At 58.3% G+C, this 14,278-nt stretch carries 14 protein-coding genes; 6 read left to right on the top strand and 8 right to left on the bottom strand.

The genetic code is table 11. From position 1 onward, the window contains the following. The first annotated feature begins 188 nt into the window (after window positions 1–188). Together MHH62_RS10190 and grxD are read left to right on the top strand one after the other, a co-directional pair. Window positions 189–2,297, top strand: coding sequence for a molybdopterin oxidoreductase family protein (locus MHH62_RS10190; protein ID WP_339232899.1), 2,109 nt, complete (start codon window positions 189–191; stop codon window positions 2,295–2,297). Window positions 2,298–2,374: 77 nt separating this feature from the next. Further along, window positions 2,375–2,713 (top strand): Grx4 family monothiol glutaredoxin, encoded by a 339-nt coding sequence (gene grxD, locus MHH62_RS10185; RefSeq protein WP_014717141.1) that lies wholly within the window; start codon window positions 2,375–2,377, stop codon window positions 2,711–2,713. A 68-nt stretch (window positions 2,714–2,781) separates the two neighbouring features. Here grxD and bfr read toward each other — a convergent pair whose 3' ends face one another. Next, entirely contained in the window at window positions 2,782–3,252 is a 471-nt protein-coding gene (bfr, locus tag MHH62_RS10180) for a bacterioferritin (protein ID WP_012722487.1), read from the bottom strand. Window positions 3,253–3,453: 201 nt separating this feature from the next. Continuing rightward, entirely contained in the window at window positions 3,454–3,672 is a 219-nt protein-coding gene (locus MHH62_RS10175) for a bacterioferritin-associated ferredoxin (RefSeq protein ID WP_003188977.1), read from the bottom strand. 243 nt (window positions 3,673–3,915) lie between these two features. Here MHH62_RS10175 and MHH62_RS10170 point away from each other — a divergent pair, with 243 nt between their 5' ends. Then, entirely contained in the window at window positions 3,916–4,518 is a 603-nt protein-coding gene (locus tag MHH62_RS10170; RefSeq protein WP_003172097.1) for a peroxiredoxin, read from the top strand. A gap of 64 nt (window positions 4,519–4,582) precedes the next feature. Here MHH62_RS10170 and rnt read toward each other — a convergent pair whose 3' ends face one another. Both rnt and pyrC read right to left on the bottom strand, forming a co-directional pair. Further along, window positions 4,583–5,254, bottom strand: coding sequence for a ribonuclease T (rnt, locus tag MHH62_RS10165; RefSeq protein ID WP_003188980.1), 672 nt, complete (start codon window positions 5,252–5,254; stop codon window positions 4,583–4,585). After that, complete coding sequence (pyrC, locus tag MHH62_RS10160; RefSeq protein WP_197865024.1) at window positions 5,251–6,297, bottom strand: dihydroorotase; 1,047 nt, start codon at window positions 6,295–6,297, stop codon at window positions 5,251–5,253. Before pyrC ends, rnt begins: the two co-directional genes overlap by 4 nt. A 156-nt stretch (window positions 6,298–6,453) precedes the next feature. On the opposite strand from pyrC, the gene MHH62_RS10155 reads away from it, so the two are divergent. The 3 genes from MHH62_RS10155 (at window position 6,454) to MHH62_RS10145 (ending at window position 9,949) form a co-directional block, all read left to right on the top strand. Then, the gene (locus tag MHH62_RS10155; RefSeq protein ID WP_339232896.1) at window positions 6,454–7,362 is read left to right on the top strand and encodes an OmpA family protein; all 909 of its coding nucleotides are present in this window, start codon (window positions 6,454–6,456) and stop codon (window positions 7,360–7,362) included. Window positions 7,363–7,490: 128 nt separating this feature from the next. Then, window positions 7,491–8,708: an argininosuccinate synthase gene (locus MHH62_RS10150; RefSeq protein WP_003188984.1), complete on the top strand. Its 1,218-nt coding sequence runs from the start codon at window positions 7,491–7,493 to the stop codon at window positions 8,706–8,708. A gap of 608 nt (window positions 8,709–9,316) precedes the next feature. Then, the gene (locus tag MHH62_RS10145) at window positions 9,317–9,949 is read left to right on the top strand and encodes a response regulator transcription factor (protein WP_003188986.1); all 633 of its coding nucleotides are present in this window, start codon (window positions 9,317–9,319) and stop codon (window positions 9,947–9,949) included. Window positions 9,950–10,032: 83 nt separating this feature from the next. Here the strand turns inward: MHH62_RS10145 and MHH62_RS10140 are convergent, their stop codons facing one another. From MHH62_RS10140 to metG, 4 genes are all read right to left on the bottom strand, one after another. After that, on the bottom strand, window positions 10,033–10,215 hold the full coding sequence (locus MHH62_RS10140; RefSeq protein WP_014717144.1) for a hypothetical protein: 183 nt from the start codon (window positions 10,213–10,215) through the stop codon (window positions 10,033–10,035). A 107-nt stretch (window positions 10,216–10,322) separates the two neighbouring features. Beyond that, complete coding sequence (gene nth / locus MHH62_RS10135; protein WP_003188989.1) at window positions 10,323–10,961, bottom strand: endonuclease III; 639 nt, start codon at window positions 10,959–10,961, stop codon at window positions 10,323–10,325. A gap of 60 nt (window positions 10,962–11,021) precedes the next feature. Next, the gene (rsxB, locus tag MHH62_RS10130; RefSeq protein WP_058410453.1) at window positions 11,022–11,990 is read right to left on the bottom strand and encodes an electron transport complex subunit RsxB; all 969 of its coding nucleotides are present in this window, start codon (window positions 11,988–11,990) and stop codon (window positions 11,022–11,024) included. An 87-nt stretch (window positions 11,991–12,077) separates the two neighbouring features. After that, window positions 12,078–14,129 (bottom strand): methionine--tRNA ligase, encoded by a 2,052-nt coding sequence (metG, locus tag MHH62_RS10125; protein WP_014717146.1) that lies wholly within the window; start codon window positions 14,127–14,129, stop codon window positions 12,078–12,080. Between the last annotated feature and the right edge of the window lie 149 nt (window positions 14,130–14,278).

Below are 14,278 nucleotides of genomic sequence, written 5' to 3'. Positions count from 1 at the left end.
CAATGCGCGGGGGCGGGCTTGGGCCAGGCCGCGTCGGTTTCAGCGCCTGCTGGCAAGGTTTCTGAAACATTTGCTCATGCTTAGCCATGCCTTGGCCTATGCCTGTCGATTCACAACGCGAAGGTTGCTGGCGCCCCAAGTGGTCGCGGCCCATAGTTGAGCCAAAGCCCCTATAAAAGAGACTGGCCATGACCAAGACTCTCCACCACCGTGCCTGCCACCTGTGCGAAGCCATCTGCGGCCTCACCCTGGAAACCACCCAAGGCGAAGACGGTCGCCTGGCGATCACCTCGATCAAGGGCGACCCTCTGGACAGTTTCAGTCGCGGCCACATCTGCCCCAAAGCCGTGGCCCTGCAGGACATCCAGAATGACCCGGACCGCCTGCACCAACCCATGCGGCGGGTGGGCAGCGAATGGCAGCCGATTGGCTGGGATGAAGCCTTTGCCCTGGTGGCCGAGCGGCTTGCGGGTATCCAGGCGCGGCATGGGCAGAACGCGGTGGCGGTGTATCAGGGCAACCCAAGCGTGCATAACTATGGGTTGATGACCCACAGCAACTACTTTCTAGGGCTGTTGAAGACGCGCAATCGCTTTTCCGCGACCTCGGTAGACCAGCTGCCTCATCACCTCACCAGCCACCTGATGTACGGCCACGGCCTGTTGTTGCCCATCCCCGACATCGACCAGACCGACTTCATGTTGATCCTCGGCGGCAACCCGCTGGCCTCCAATGGCAGCATCATGACCGTGCCCGATGTGGAAAAACGCCTCAAGGCCATCCAGGCGCGGGGCGGAAAAGTGGTGGTGGTCGACCCGCGGCGCAGCGAGACGGCAGCCATCGCCGACCAGCACGTGTTCGTACGCCCCGGCGGCGATGCGGCGTTGTTGTTTGGGGTGCTCAACACGTTGTTCACAGAAGGGCTGACACGCGACAGCCATTTGCCGGTGCAAGGCCTGGATGATGTACGCAAGGCGATTGCCGGCTTCGATGCCGAGGCCATGAGCCGCCAGTGTGCGGTGCCTGCCGAGCAGATCCGCCAGTTGGCCAGGGACTTCGCCGGCGCTGACAAGGCCGTTTGTTATGGCCGCATGGGGGTCTCGACCCAGGCGTTTGGCACGCTGTGCCATTGGCTGGTGCAACTGATCAACCTGGTGACCGGCAATCTGGACCGCGTCGGCGGCGCGCTCTGCACCAGCCCCGCGGTGGACCTGGTGGCCTCCACCAGCGGCGGCCATTTCAACCGCTGGCAGAGCCGCGTGTCCGGACGCCCGGAGTACGGTGGAGAACTGCCGGTGTCGGCGCTGGCCGAAGAAATGCTGACCGAGGGTGAAGGGCAGATCCGCGCCCTCGTGACGGTGGCCGGCAACCCGGTGCTGTCCACACCTAACGGTCGCCAATTGGAGCAAGCACTGGACGGGTTGGAATTCATGGTCAGCATCGACCTGTATATCAACGAGACCACGCGTTATGCCGACCTGATCTTGCCCTCCACCTCGGCGCTGGAAAACGATCACTACGACACCACCTTCAATCTGTTTGCGGTGCGCAATGTCACGCGTTTCAATCGTGCCATCCTGCCCAAGCCTGAGGGGGCGTTGCATGACTGGGAGATTTTTGTCGGCTTGGCCAAGGCGTTTGCGGCGCACACTGGCGCGGTGCTCAAGCCCACCCTGCCACCGGCACAGATGATCGACTTCGGCCTGCGTGCGGGTGCCTATGGTGACGCATCCAGTCATAAACTGTCGGTGGCCATGCTGGCGGATCATCCCCATGGCGTGGACCTGGGGCCGCTCAAGCCCAACCTCGGGGCACGTTTGAAAACCGCGGATGGCAAGGTGCAAGCGGCACCGGCCGTGATCCTGGCAGACCTGGCGCGTTTCACCGCGCAGCCGTTGCCGGTGGCCGACGAACTGCTATTGATTGGCAGGCGGCATGTGCGCAGCAATAATTCCTGGATGCATAACTATCACCGGCTGGTGAAGGGTAAGCCACGCCATCAACTGCTGATGCACCCCGATGATCTGGCTAGCCGTCAGTTGAGCGATGGCCAGCGGGTGCGGGTGAGTTCGCGTATAGGTATGGTCGAAGTGGAAGTAGCGGCCAGCACGGACATGATGCCGGGTGTGGTCAGCTTGCCTCACGGCTGGGGCCACGGTCGCCCGGGCGTGCAGATGAGCATCGCGAGCAACCAGCCGGGGGCGAGTGCGAATGACTTGACCGACGAGCGGCAATTGGATGAGTTGTCGGGTAATGCGGCGCTCAATGGCGTACCGGTGAAGGTGGCGGCGGCCTGAGCATCCTGCTGGATTTTTGCGTTACAATGCGCCACCGTGCCGACCCGTGAGTCGCAAAGTTCCTGCAGAGGTGTTCCATGGATATCATCGAAACGATCAAAGAGCAGATTGCCAACAACACCATTCTGCTTTACATGAAGGGCGCACCTAACGCGCCTCAGTGCGGTTTCTCCGCAAAAGCGTCCCAGGCCGTCATGCAATGCGGCGAGAAGTTCGCTTACGTGGATATCCTGCAAAACCCTGAAATCCGTGCCAACCTGCCAAAGTACGCCAACTGGCCGACTTTCCCGCAGTTGTGGGTAGCCGGTGAGCTGGTTGGCGGTAGCGACATCATCACTGAAATGGCAGCTGATGGTTCGCTGCAAGCGCTGATCAAAGACGCAGCGCAAAAAGCAGCAGTCAAGACTGACGCCTAATTGGCGAGCAATAAAAAGCCCCGCTTCTCTGGTGAGAGCGGGGCTTTTTTGTGCCTGAACGCTACGGGTTATTCACCCATCTGCGATTGCAGGTAATTCTCCAGGCTGACCTTGTCGATCAGGCCCAACTGGGTTTCAAGCCAGTCGATATGCTCTTCCTGATCTTCCAGGATATCTTCCAGCAGTTCACGGCTGCCGAAATCGCCCTTGGTTTCGCAGTGAGCGATAGCGGCTTTCAGATCGCTGTGGCTCTTGCGCTCGAAGCCCAGGTCGCTGCTGATCATTTCCTGGGTGTGCTCGCCGATGTTCAGCTTGCCCAAGTCCTGTACGTTCGGCAGGCCTTCCAGGAACAGGATGCGCTTGATCAGCGCGTCGGCGTCCTTCATGGCCTTGATCGACTCTTTGTATTCACGCTTGCCGAGCTTTTCCAGGCCCCAATCGTCGTACATGCGCGCATGCAGAAAGTACTGATTGATCGCGACCAGTTCATTGGCAAGGATTTTGTTGAGTTGCTGGATGACTGAGATGTCGCCTTTCATGACTGGGGTCCTGCCCTGTAATAGCTGTGTATAGGGCGGAGTCTGAGCGGTGAAAATCCTAGTGTCAAACCTAAGTTATTGAATAATAAATGAAAATTAATCGGAATAAGAATGTTTGTGTTCCGCGTCTTGGCGCTAACTATTTGAATTGATGGCATAAAAAAACCGGACACTAGGTCCGGTTCTTCAAAACATGCCTATTCAGGCGTGTTTAAATTCTGCTGGGTAGGGGAGCGCGGCCTGGGCTGTTTGCAGCTGCGTCAGGGTTTCCCGTACCACTTGCTTGGCCAGGCAAGCACATTTGCCACACTGGCTGGCAACGCCGGTGGTTTCACGTACTTCCTTATAGCTGCAGCAACCTTCGTAGATTGCTTCGCGGATTTGTCCGTCGGTGACGCCAGTGCAGAGGCAGACATACATAAGTGAGAACCGTCGCGGGTTTATGGCTTAAGTGCGATGGATCTTAATGTTAACGAGAATGATTGTCAAAATAGTTTCAGCAGCAATCCGGGGGGAATTGCCCGTGCGCTGACGAACGGTTTTTTCGGTGTATGATGGTCGGTCTTCACGAAGCGTGATTGCGTCATATTTTTGTCTATTTCCACAGGCAGATTCGACCGGTCCTTTTACTTCAATCGTCACCCCTATATCAGGAGATATCCAATGAGCGTACTCGTCGGTAAACAAGCCCCGGATTTCGACGTACCAGCCGTCCTCGGCAATGGCGAAATCGTAGACAGCTTCAAGCTGTCTGAAGCCATCAAAGGCAAATACGGCCTGGTGTTCTTCTACCCGCTGGACTTCACCTTCGTCTGCCCTTCGGAGCTGATCGCCCTGGACCACCGCATGGACGATTTCAAGGCGCGCAACGTTGAAGTGGTCGCGGTTTCCATCGACTCCCATTTCACCCACAACGCCTGGCGCAACACCGCCATCAATGACGGCGGTATCGGTAAAGTCAAATACACCATGGCTGCCGACATGAAGCACGACATCGCCAAGGCCTACGACGTTGAGTCCGAAGGCGGCGTGGCGTTCCGTGGCGCGTTCCTGATCGATGACAAGGGCGTTGTGCGCTCGCAGATCATCAACGACCTGCCGCTGGGCCGTAACATGGAAGAGCTGATCCGCCTGGTCGACGCGCTGCAATTCCACGAAGAGCACGGCGAAGTCTGCCCTGCCAACTGGAAAAAAGGCGACAAAGGCATGAACGCTTCGCCAGAAGGCGTTGCGGCTTACCTGACCGAGAACGCTGGCAAGCTGTAAGCCAACGTCACGGTAAAAAAAACCGGCCTGAAAAGGCCGGTTTTTTTATGCGCGGGATTTGACTTCAGTCGTTGAAGTCTTCCCAGCCGCCCATCTGCTTCCAGCGGTTGACGATGCCGCAGAACAGCTCGGCGGTCTTCTCGGTGTCGTAGCGGGCCGAGTGGGCTTCACGCCCGTCAAAGTCGATACCGGCCGCCTGGCAGGCTTTGGCCAGAACGGTCTGACCGTAGGCCAGGCCTGCAAGCGTTGCGGTGTCGAAACTGGAGAACGGATGAAACGGGTTGCGCTTCATGTCCAACCGCGCCACGGCGGCGTTCAGGAAGCCCAGGTCGAAACTGCTGTTGTGGCCGACCAGGATCGCACGTTTGCAGCCATTGGCCTTCAATGCCTTGCGCACGCCACGGAAGATGTCGGTCAGCGCCGCTTCTTCACTTACCGCCATGCGCAGTGGGTGGTCGAGCTTGATCCCGGTGAATTCCAGGGCAGCGGCTTCGATATTGGCGCCTTCAAACGGCTCGACGCGAAAGAAATGGGTGTGTTCCGGGTACACAAAGCCCTGTTCGTCCATGCCGATGGTGGTTGCGGCGATTTCCAGCAAGGCGTCGGTGGCGCAGTTGAAACCACCGGTTTCTACGTCGATGACAACCGGCAGATAACCGCGAAAACGCTCGGCCATCGGATGGCGCGAGCCGCCACCGCCGTGCTCTTGTTCGTCGTCGTAATGGTCTTCACTCACTTGCTTTCCTCCAGCAGGCGCCAGCGCAGTTTCTCACCGGCGCGCAGCGGGATAACGGTCAGCTCGCCAAACGGCAGGCTGGCAGGGGCGGTCCAGTCTTCACGGACCAGGGTAATGCGGTCGGTATTCGCCGGCAGGCCGTAGAAACGCGGGCCGTTGAGGCTGGCGAAACCTTCGAGCTTGTCCAGAGCATTACGTTGTTCAAACGCTTCGGCGTACAACTCGATGGCGGCAAACGCGGTGTAGCAGCCGGCGCAGCCGCATGCGGCTTCCTTGGCGTGCTGGGCGTGGGGCGCCGAGTCGGTGCCGAGGAAGAACTTCGGGTTGCCGCTGGTGGCGGCATCCAGCAGGGCTACCTGATGGGTGTTGCGTTTGAGGATCGGCAGGCAGTAGAAGTGCGGCCGAATCCCGCCCACCAGCATGTGGTTGCGGTTGTAGAGCAGGTGATGGGCCGTGATGGTCGCGCCAACGTTGGCCGACGCCTCGCTGACGAACTGCACCGCATCGGCGGTGGTGATGTGTTCAAACACCACCTTGAGCGTGGGGAACAGCTCGACCACACGACGCATGTGTTCATCGATGAAGATTTTTTCGCGATCGAACACGTCCACATCGCCACGGGTGACTTCCCCGTGGATCAGCAATGGCATGCCGACCTCCGCCATGGCTTCGATTGCCGGCAGGATCTTATCGATGCTGGTCACGCCGGAATCGGAGTTGGTGGTCGCGCCTGCCGGGTACAGCTTGGCGGCGTGCACGTAACCGCTGGCCTTGGCTTCACGGATTTCTTCAGGCTGGGTGCGGTCGGTGAGGTAGAGCACCATCAACGGTTCGAAGCGGCTGCCGGCCGGTCGCGCAGCGAGGATGCGCTGGCGATAGGCGTCGGCTTCTGCGGCATTGCGCACCGGAGGTACGAGGTTAGGCATGATGATGGCGCGGCCAAACGTGCGCGCGACATCGGCCACGGTTTGAGGTAACGCAGCACCATCGCGAAGATGAATATGCCAGTCGTCGGGACGCAGCAGGGTCAGGCGGTCGGACATTGGGGATTCCAGGCGGGTCAATCTGGTGGGAATGCTACCGGAAAAGACTCTTGCAGGCACTCGCTATCAAGTTTTGCCGGATGCTACCGATATCTCCGGGTATGCCTTAACGATGTATGACGCTTTGAAGTGTTGTAGAAACCAGTGGAGCCTCCCGTGCGCCAGTATTATCTAGCCCTGCTCAGTGTGTTCGCCAGCCTGCCTGCGGCGGCCCTCACGTTCCAGACACGTCTGGAGAATATTGAGTGGAAGGTAGAGGGCGATCAGTTCGAGTGCCGCCTGACCCAGCCGATCAGCGATTTCGGTTCCGGTGAATTCGTACGCCGGGCCGGCGAACAGGCGACGTTTCGTCTGAAAACCTATGGCGGCACCCTTGGCGCCGGCTCGGCAACCTTATTGGCCGCGGCCGCGCCGTGGCAGCCGGGCCGAGGTGATATCAACCTTGGAGCCGTGCGTGTCGGCAGCGGCGACGTCCTGTTCAATAGCTCCCAGGCCCAGGCCGGCCGCCTGTTCACGGGTTTGCTTGAAGGGCGCAGCCCGACCGTGCGGCATTACGGGCGTCAAGGCGGCTACTCGGAAATTCGCCTGCTGCCTGTGAAGTTCAACAAGGCTTACAGCGATTATCAGCTGTGCACCACCAAGCTGCTGCCCATGAATTACGACCAGGTCAGACAGACCGAAGTGGGCTTTCCCGGCGGCGGCATTGAGCTGGACGCGGCGGCCAAGAAGAAGTTGTCCGTGATCCTTGCCTTCATGAAGGCCGATCCTACGGTCAACCATGTCGAGTTGAACGGCCATTCGGACAACAGTGGCAACCGCCTGACCAACCGTGACGTTTCACGTCGCCGCGCCCTGGCGGTGATGGACTACTTCAAGGCCAACGGCATCCAGGAATCGCAGATCACGATGCGCTTTCATGGCGAAAGCTACCCCTTGGCGCCCAACACCAATGCCGCCAACCGCGCGCGTAACCGCCGTGTGAATATTCAGCTGGAGCGCGTGTCTGCCCCCGAGAAACCGGCGCCCCAGACCATTGCGCCAAGCAACCCGGCGGCTACCTCATAAGGGCGACCATCGGTCGCCCACTCGACATAATCTGTCGCTTTATCTTCATTTGCTGTCGCGCCCCTGTAATTTCACGGTTTTGATCGGTAGAATCGTCGCCTTTCCGTACAACCCCGTGGAGTGATGGCATGGCCGACGTAAACAAGGTCGTTCTCGCGTATTCCGGCGGCCTGGACACTTCGGTGATCCTCAAGTGGCTGCAGGATACTTATAACTGTGAAGTGGTGACCTTCACCGCTGACCTGGGTCAGGGTGAAGAGGTCGAGCCTGCACGTGCCAAGGCGCAAGCCATGGGCGTGAAAGAGATCTACATTGACGACCTGCGCGAAGAGTTCGTCCGCGATTTCGTCTTCCCGATGTTTCGCGCCAACACTGTCTACGAAGGTGAGTACCTGCTGGGTACCTCCATCGCACGTCCACTGATCGCCAAGCGCCTGATCGAGATCGCCAACGAAACCGGCGCCGACGCCATTTCCCATGGCGCCACCGGCAAGGGCAACGACCAGGTCCGTTTCGAACTGGGTGCGTACGCACTCAAGCCAGGGGTGAAAGTCATTGCGCCGTGGCGGGAATGGGACCTGCTGTCCCGTGAAAAGCTGATGGATTACGCTGAAAAGCACGCCATCCCGATCGAGCGCCACGGCAAGAAGAAGTCGCCGTACTCAATGGACGCCAACCTGTTGCACATCTCCTATGAAGGCGGCGTGCTGGAAGACACCTGGACCGAGCACGAAGAAGACATGTGGAAATGGACCGTCTCCCCGGAGAACGCTCCAGACAAGGCGCAGTACCTGGAACTGACTTACCGTAACGGCGATATCGTTGCGCTGGACGGCGTTGAAATGACCCCGGCCACCGTACTGGCGACCCTGAACCGGATCGGTGGCCAGCATGGTATCGGCCGTCTCGACATCGTCGAGAACCGTTACGTGGGCATGAAGTCCCGTGGCTGCTACGAAACCCCAGGTGGCACCATCATGCTGCGCGCCCACCGCGCCATCGAATCCATCACCCTGGACCGCGAAGTCGCGCACCTCAAAGACGAGCTGATGCCCAAGTACGCCAGCCTGATCTACACCGGTTACTGGTGGAGCCCTGAGCGTCTGATGCTGCAACAGATGATCGACGCCTCCCAGGCTCATGTGAACGGTGTTGTGCGCCTGAAGCTGTACAAGGGCAACGTGATCGTCACCGGCCGCAAGTCCGATGAGTCGCTGTTCGACTCCAACATCGCCACCTTCGAAGAAGACGGCGGGGCCTACAATCAGGCGGACGCGGCAGGCTTCATCAAGTTGAACGCACTGCGCATGCGCATTGCTGCCAACAAGGGGCGCTCGTTGTTCTGAACCGTGCGCCTGTCGTGAAAAATGGCCCCTTATGCAAGGGGCCATTTTTTTTGCCTGGATTTTAGATGTCGCACTGTTTATTAGCGTTTAGCGTGTGTTTAAGGTTTTTTCGTAACTTGCGCAATTATTTACCGGTTTATCTTTTTTTAAGGCTGAATCATTTTTTACATCTGGGGAGGAACTATGTCTGACAGAAAATTCACTCATGTAGTTGCAATGGAGATGTGAGTTTATGAATTTTCTGTAGGAATTGCGGAAGTGTTGAAATATGTTAAATGGAACTAATGCGGACGGTTTTTCCGGGTCGGTTTGCGGGCGTCATTGCGACAAGCAAGGGGCATTTCCTGAAAGTCTTGTGCGGCACGTTTACCTTCAGGGGCTCATGCCCCAGACATTTCACTCAAAATATGTGCGCGCCGGGAAAGGTCTGAAAGCAACCATAAAGCTACATGCATCTAAGTTGGCGAATTTTTGTAGGTTAATTCCTATCTTCTTGTGGGTTGGGTCTCTGCCTGCTCTTGCTCGGGGTGGAATGCTATGCCAACTAGTAATCGACTAGGCTATTGTGTTTGCTCTAAATAATTCGAACAGCGAAATTGGACTTTCTCATGAATAAAGTGCTGATCGTGGATGATCATCCCGTCATTCGTCTTGCTGTGCGCATGCTAATGGAGCGTCATGGTTATGAGGTCGTTGCCGAGACTGATAACGGTGTCGATGCGTTGCAACTTGCACGGGAACATATGCCGGATATTGTGATACTGGATATCGGAATCCCCAAGCTCGACGGCTTGGAAGTTATTTGTCGGCTGGCTTCGACCAAGCAAGCCGTCTCGTTCAAGGTGCTGGTGCTGACGTCCCAGGCGCCTGGCCATTTTTCCATGCGCTGCATGCAGGCGGGTGCCGCCGGCTATGTGTGCAAGCAGCAGGATCTGACAGAGTTGCTCAGTGCCATCAAGGCGGTGCTTTCCGGCTATAGCTATTTCCCGAACCAGGCGCTCAACTCAGTGCGGTCAACCATGGGCAATGCCAGTGAAGCCGACATGGTCGAACGCTTATCGGGGCGGGAGATGATGGTGCTGCAGCAACTGGCCCGTGGCAAAACCAACAAGGAGATTGCCGATGGCATGTTCCTCAGCAACAAAACCGTCAGTACCTACAAGACGCGCTTGCTGCTCAAGCTCAATGCCAGGTCCCTCGTGGACTTGATCGAACTGGCCCAGCGCAACGGCCTGGTCTAGGAGGATATTGCATCTCTTGAATACCCGTGTAACCGGCAGAAAAAAGCCTCCGTCAGGGAGGCTTCCGGCCGCCAACGGCTCGATCAGAGATCGAAGTCGTAATCGGCCAGCTGTTTTTGCAAGCGTCGCTCTTCCAGAAGATTGTCGATAGTGCGGCGTTTGCTTAAATTGGTCTTGGCCACCTCTGCCACAGGTGCCTCTACCACATCGTCATCCGACTCAACGAGGTCGTCTTCCACTTCCAGTTGTTCGTTGCCAGCGCTCATAAGGTCAACTCCAGGCTAAGACTGCCGTTGGGGCTCCTTATAGCGATAATCCGCGAACGGGTAAAAAAGATTTTTTCAATCGCCTGATCACAAAAAGCAATGATCGCTCAATCGTCGGAGGTCTTGTCCTTGTATTCGCACAAGTCTTCGATACGGCAGCTGCCGCAGCGCGGCTTGCGGGCCTGGCAAACGTAGCGTCCGTGCAGGATCAGCCAATGGTGGGAGTCGAGCAAATAGGGCTTGGGCACGAACTTCATCAATTGCTTTTCCACCTCAACCACATTCTTGCCCCGTGCAATGCCGGTTCGGTTGCTGACGCGGAAAATGTGCGTGTCCACCGCCATGGTCAACTGCCGAAACGCCGTATTGAGCACCACGTTCGCCGTTTTGCGGCCCACGCCTGGCAAGGCTTCGAGGGCTTCGCGGGTTTGTGGCACCTCACCCCCATGCAGCTCCAACAACAGGCGGCACGTTTCGATCACATTCTTGGCCTTGCTGTTATACAGGCCGATGGTTTTGATGTATTCGGACAAGCCTTCCACACCCAGGGCGTAAATCGCGGCGGGTGTATTGGCCACGGGGTACAACTTCGCCGTGGCCTTGTTAACGCCTACGTCTGTGGATTGAGCCGATAGGATCACCGCAATCAGTAATTCGAACGGTGAGGAGTAGGCCAGTTCGGTTTTCGGTTCCGGATTGTCTTCGTGAAACCTGCGGAAGATTTCCAGGCGTTTTGCGGCATTCATAGGGACAGGCGTTTCCTTGCAGGCGGTCGGCGTGATGTTAGCAATACACAGCGCACTGGGTCAGCCGTTGGCCTCGGCATCTTGCAGCGTTTGCTCGGCGGCATTCAATGCGGCTTTCAAGGTTGCCAATTGATGCTCGTCGGCATGGTGATCCTGAGCCTTTTTCAACGCTGCACGGCGCATGGCCAGCTGGATTTTTGCGCGCTTGAACTCGGGGCTTTTAGTGGTCGTCTTTGGTGGCTGCGGTGAGCTGTTGGCCTCCAGTGCGGCAAGCGCCTGCTCGGATGCCTCGAACTGCCGCTGCAGCATAATCAATTGCGACTGTTGCTCAAAGGTCGGCGGATGCCCAAACGCTTTCAAGGATTTGTGCAACTGAGCGCGACTCATGGCGACGCTGCTTTTGGCCTGCTTGATCGCAGCGTCCTGAGCGGCCTGAGTGTTATCAACCGGTGCCACCTCCATCGGCGCTGTGCGCTTGGCTCGTGCCAGGCGTTCGGCGAGCTTGTAGGCTTCTTCACGTTGCAGGCGGGCGTTACGTTGCTCGAAGCGCCGCCGCGCCCGGTTGCGTTTGAGGTCGCGTACACGCCGTTCATCATCGTTGCTGGCCAAGTCACCGACGATAGGCAGAACGTCAGCAAGTGGGCGCATCTCGATACAGTCGACAGGGCAAGGCGCAACGCACAGGTCGCAACCGGTGCACTCGTCGACAATCACGGTGTGCATCAACTTGGCGGCACCCACAATGGCGTCCACCGGGCAGGCCTGGATGCATTTGGTACAGCCGATGCATTCGGCCTCGCGGATATAGGCGACTTGCGCAGGCGCATCTCCACGGCTGGTGTCCAGCTCCAGTACCGGCAGGCGCAGCAGTTGCGCGAGCCCGGCAATGGTTTCCTGCCCACCGGGCGGGCACTTGTTGATGGCTTCGCCTTTAGCGATGCCTTCTGCGTAGGGCTTGCAGCCCGGGTGCCCGCACTTGCCGCATTGAGTCTGCGGCAGCAGCGCGTCGATACGTTGAATGAGGTTCATGCTGTGATCATAGCGTTGATGCCCGGTCCAGGGAGGAGGGCAAGCTGAGAAGCCCCGCTGTAGCAACAGCGGGGCATTTTGCAGAGGTTACTTGATGCGTTGACCCGGCTTGGCACCGCTGTCCGGGCTCAGCAGGTAAATTTCTTCGCCGCCAGGGCCCGCAGCCATCACCATGCCTTCGGAAATGCCAAACTTCATTTTTCGTGGCTTGAGGTTGGCGATCATCATGGTCAGGCGACCATCGAGCTTGGACGGGTCCGGGTACGCGCTCTTGATGCCGGAGAACACGTTGCGCTGTTCGTCACCGATATCCAGGGTCAGGCGCAGCAGCTTGTCGGCGCCTTCCACGGCTTCGGCCTTGATGATCAGCGCCACGCGCAGGTCCACGGCGGCAAAGGCGTCGAAATCGATTTCCGGGGAAATCGGGTCCTTGGCCAGCTCGCCATTGCCCGCCGGCGCGGATTGGCCGGTATCGGTCTGGCTGGCCACCAGGTCTTCTTTCGAAGCATCGGTCATGGCCTGGACTTTCACCGGGTCAATCCGGGTCATCAAGGGCTTGAACGCGTTCAACTGATGATTACCGAGCAAGGTGGTGTGATCGTTCCAGCTCAACGGCGCCACGTTGAGGAACGCCTCGGCATCGGCGGCCAGCAATGGCAGCACCGGCTTGAGGAAGATCACCAACTGACGGAACAGGTTGACCCCGGTGGCGCAGATCGCCTGAACCTCCGCTTCCTTGCCTTCCTGCTTGTTCAGCGACCATGGCGCCTTGTCGGCGATCCAGGCGTTGGCGCGGTCGGCCAGGCCCATGATCTCGCGCATGGCGCGGGCAAAGTCGCGGGCTTCATAAGCGTCGGCGATGCTCGGCGCGGCGGCCAGGAAGGCGTCGGTCAGTTCCGGTGCGGCGTTCTCGGCTACCAGTACACCGGCGTTGCCCTTGTGGATGAACCCGGCGCAACGGCTGGCGATGTTGACGACTTTACCTACAAGGTCCGAGTTGACCTTCTGTACGAAGTCTTCCAGGTTCAGGTCCAGGTCGTCCACACCACGGCCCAGCTTGGATGCGTAGTAATAGCGCAGGTATTCCGGCGACAGATGGTCCAGGTAGGTGCGCGCCTTGATAAAGGTGCCACGGGACTTGGACATTTTCTGGCCGTTGACCGTCAGGTAGCCGTGCACGGCGATGCCGGTCGGCTTGCGATAGCCCGAGCCTTCAAGCATTGCCGGCCAGAACAGCGCGTGGAAGTTGACGATGTCCTTGCCGATGAAGTGGTACAGCTCGGCGGTGGAGTCCTTGCCCCAGAACGCGTCGAAGTCCAACTGCGGGGTGCGGTCGCACAGGTTCTTGAAGCTGGCCATGTAGCCGATCGGCGCGTCCAGCCATACATAGAAATACTTGCCTGGCTCGCCCGGAATCTCGAAGCCGAAGTACGGCGCGTCGCGGGAGATGTCCCACTGCTGCAGGCCACTGTCGAGCCATTCGGAGAGTTTGTTGGCCACGGCGTCCTGCAAGGTGCCGCTGCGCGTCCAGGTTTGCAGCATTTGCTGGAAATCCGGGAGCTTGAAGAAGAAGTGCTGCGAGTCCTTGAGCACCGGCGTGGCGCCGGAGATCGCTGACTTGGGATCCTTCAAGTCGGTCGGTGCGTAGGTCGCACCACATTTTTCGCAGTTGTCGCCGTACTGGTCTTCGGTGCCGCATTTCGGGCAGGTGCCCTTGATGAAACGGTCGGCCAGGAACATTTTCTTTTCCGGGTCGAAATACTGGGTCACCGAACGTTGGTCGATGTGCCCGGCTTCCTTCAACCGCAGGTAGATCTGGCTCGACAGCTCGCGGTTTTCGTCGGAGTGGGTCGAGTGGAAATTGTCGAAGTCCACCAGGAACTCGGCAAAGTCGGCGCTGTGTTCAGCCTGCACATTGGCGATCAGCTGTTCCGGGGTGATGCCTTCCTTTTCGGCGCGCAACATGATGGCCGAACCGTGGGCGTCGTCCGCGCAGACATAAATGCATTGATTGCCGCGATGCTTCTGGAAGCGCACCCACATATCGGTCTGGATGTACTCAAGCATATGGCCAAGATGGATCGAACCATTGGCATAGGGCAGGGCGCTGGTGACGAGGATCTTGCGTGGCTCGGACATGGGGCTCGGCTACTTGATGAAACGGAGGTCGGCCACTATAAAGCGCCGGGAAATTTATTTCACCCCGTGACGCTGTTTCAGAATCTTCCGTACTTTCGAAAGCATGCCGTTCGGCGGCTGGAACGGTTAGGATAGCCGCCTGTTTCAGT

The sequence above is a fragment of the Pseudomonas sp. FSL L8-0168 genome (genome assembly GCF_037976155.1).
Taxonomy (GTDB): Bacteria; Pseudomonadota; Gammaproteobacteria; order Pseudomonadales; family Pseudomonadaceae; genus Aquipseudomonas; species Aquipseudomonas paracarnis.
Note: the sequence above shows the minus strand (reverse complement) of the source record. Positions and strands in the feature narration are given on the sequence as shown.

What these genes read in the sequence shown, in the direction of transcription:
- rsxB (WP_058410453.1), bottom strand. Translation starts at nt 11,990, where the DNA reads ATGAACCTCATTCAACGTATCGACGCGCTGCTGCCGCAGACTCAATGC.
- MHH62_RS10170 (WP_003172097.1), top strand. Translation starts at nt 3,916, where the DNA reads ATGAGCGTACTCGTCGGTAAACAAGCCCCGGATTTCGACGTACCAGCC.
- pyrC (WP_197865024.1), bottom strand. Translation starts at nt 6,297, where the DNA reads ATGTCCGACCGCCTGACCCTGCTGCGTCCCGACGACTGGCATATTCAT.
- metG (WP_014717146.1), bottom strand. Translation starts at nt 14,129, where the DNA reads ATGTCCGAGCCACGCAAGATCCTCGTCACCAGCGCCCTGCCCTATGCC.
- nth (WP_003188989.1), bottom strand. Translation starts at nt 10,961, where the DNA reads ATGAATGCCGCAAAACGCCTGGAAATCTTCCGCAGGTTTCACGAAGAC.
- MHH62_RS10145 (WP_003188986.1), top strand. Translation starts at nt 9,317, where the DNA reads ATGAATAAAGTGCTGATCGTGGATGATCATCCCGTCATTCGTCTTGCT.
- MHH62_RS10140 (WP_014717144.1), bottom strand. Translation starts at nt 10,215, where the DNA reads ATGAGCGCTGGCAACGAACAACTGGAAGTGGAAGACGACCTCGTTGAG.
- grxD (WP_014717141.1), top strand. Translation starts at nt 2,375, where the DNA reads ATGGATATCATCGAAACGATCAAAGAGCAGATTGCCAACAACACCATT.
- MHH62_RS10190 (WP_339232899.1), top strand. Translation starts at nt 189, where the DNA reads ATGACCAAGACTCTCCACCACCGTGCCTGCCACCTGTGCGAAGCCATC.
- MHH62_RS10150 (WP_003188984.1), top strand. Translation starts at nt 7,491, where the DNA reads ATGGCCGACGTAAACAAGGTCGTTCTCGCGTATTCCGGCGGCCTGGAC.
- MHH62_RS10175 (WP_003188977.1), bottom strand. Translation starts at nt 3,672, where the DNA reads ATGTATGTCTGCCTCTGCACTGGCGTCACCGACGGACAAATCCGCGAA.
- bfr (WP_012722487.1), bottom strand. Translation starts at nt 3,252, where the DNA reads ATGAAAGGCGACATCTCAGTCATCCAGCAACTCAACAAAATCCTTGCC.